The sequence below is a fragment of the Butyrivibrio sp. genome (assembly GCF_017940685.1).
GTDB lineage: Bacteria > Bacillota > Clostridia > Lachnospirales > Lachnospiraceae > Butyrivibrio.
The window spans coordinates 1-1,850 of record NZ_JAGAYD010000173.1; the positions used below are offsets into that span (position 1 = coordinate 1).

Genomic DNA, 1,850 nt, shown 5'->3' on the forward strand with positions numbered 1-1,850 from the left:
CTTCTTTCCTGTATTTTGTGGAGGAGCACAGCTCAGAGTGCCTTGAAATTTCAGCTTGAAGCGGGAAAACAGGTAGCCATCGCCGGAAGCCTTAACTATTCAGAAAAGAGCGGAAAAACGAACCTCATCGTCAGGCAGATAGCAGACATGGGCGCAGGAGAAGCAAACCTTAAGTACCTCGAGCTGAAAGCCAAGCTTGAGTCAGAAGGTCTTTTCGCCCCTGAGCATAAAAAGCCTATCCCCAAATTCCCTGAGAAGGTGGGAATTGTTACTTCCATGAATGGACAGGCAAGGAACGATATCGAGAAGGTCGCAAAAAAGAGAAATCCCTATATCCAGCTGATCCTGTATCACGTAAACGTACAGGGCGTAAATGCTGTGAGCACCATCCTTAAGGGTATAAAGGCCCTGGACGAGATGGGGCTTGATACCATCATTGTTGGAAGGGGCGGAGGTTCAGACGAAGAGCTCATTGCCTACAACGACGAAGCTCTGGCAAGGGCTGTCTATGAGGCAAAAACGCCTATAATCTCGGCTGTGGGCCACGAGGGCAACTGGTCCCTTATTGATTATGTGTCGGATAAGCGCGCAGCAACCCCGTCAGAAGCTGCAGAAGAGGCTGTTCCTGACATCATGACCACAATCCATCGCCTTGAGCAGCTGCGGCGCGGAATAGGCGACAATATGAGGAGCCGCCTCAATGAGAGAAAGCTTCTTTTACAGACCCAGAAGGCCAAGCTTGAGGGCCATGATCCTGTGCGGATCTTAAAAGAGCGAAAAGAAAAGCTTACTGTACTGTCAGATGGGCTTAAACAGAAGATCCAGGTGATACTTGAAGCTACGAAAACCCGCTGCAAGGTCCTTATCACAGAGCTTCACGGGCTATCGCCCACAGCCAAGCTTGTAAGGGGCTTTGGATACATCACAACTGGCGATGTGCCTATTGTCAGCGTTGATGACGTCAAGAAGGGAGATTCAGTAAACATCAGGATCCACGACGGACAGATCGCTGCAACAGTAGATGAGATCATAAAATCAGAAGGATAAAGGAGTTTAAAATGGCAGAAAATCAGGAATTCAACATAGACGAAGCATTAAATCAGCTTGAGGAGATCAACAAGAAGCTCTCAGCAAAGGATATTTCCTTAGACGACTCGATAAAGCTCTACAACGAGGGAACAATCCTTGCCACAAAGTGCCAGGAACACCTTGTGGGCGTAGAAAAGCAGCTACAGATCATAAACGGACAGGAATCTTAATAGCTGCTTGTCTTTTTAGAGCCCGATATACAGTTTTAGTGGTTCTTATAATGCATATGCGATCAGAAGCCGTAAGACGTTCTCAGCGCCGTCCTTATGGCTTCTTTCATATCCATGGGAAGCGTAGACGCCAGCGCCTATAAGGCCGTGTTTAAGGTCATTTCCTGCGCGGAGAGTGGCTTCAACGTCACTTCCATAGTGTGGATAGATGTCTACAGCGTAGTCAGCGCCGCTGTCCTTGGCGGCCTTGATAAGACCCTGTACCATGGCGTAGCTGTAAGGTCCGCCGCTGTCCTTGGCACAGATGGATACCTGCTTTTCTGTGCAGGTAAGTCCCTCGCCTACGCAGCCCATGTCGATTGAAATGGCCTCTGTGCAGTTTTCAGGAACGCTTCCACATCCGCCGTGTCCAACTTCCTCAAAACAGGTGATGTGGGCGTAAAGAGCGCGCTTTGGAGTTATCTTGTTGTCCTTGATGTACCTGGCAAGGCCAAGAAGGATTCCAACGCTAAGCTTGTCGTCAAGGAAGCGGGATTTGATGTATCCGCTCTTTGTAACCCTTGCATTTGGCTCAAAGCATACGATATCACC

Annotated in this window: 2 protein-coding genes and 1 pseudogene; 2 read left to right on the forward strand and 1 reads right to left on the reverse strand. The window is 48.9% G+C overall.

From position 1 onward, the window contains the following. Both xseA and xseB read left to right on the forward strand, forming a co-directional pair. A partial coding sequence (xseA, locus tag J6I68_RS11135) for an exodeoxyribonuclease VII large subunit (RefSeq protein ID WP_292220358.1) occupies positions 1-1,047 on the forward strand: 1,047 nt, incomplete at its 5' end. A gap of 11 nt (positions 1,048-1,058) precedes the next feature. Further along, positions 1,059-1,259: an exodeoxyribonuclease VII small subunit gene (gene xseB, locus J6I68_RS11140; RefSeq protein WP_292220360.1), complete on the forward strand. Its 201-nt coding sequence runs from the start codon at positions 1,059-1,061 to the stop codon at positions 1,257-1,259. Between the two features lie 45 nt (positions 1,260-1,304). Here xseB and J6I68_RS11145 read toward each other — a convergent pair. Next, positions 1,305-1,850: pseudogene (locus J6I68_RS11145) on the reverse strand (peptidase M42); the annotation flags it as partial.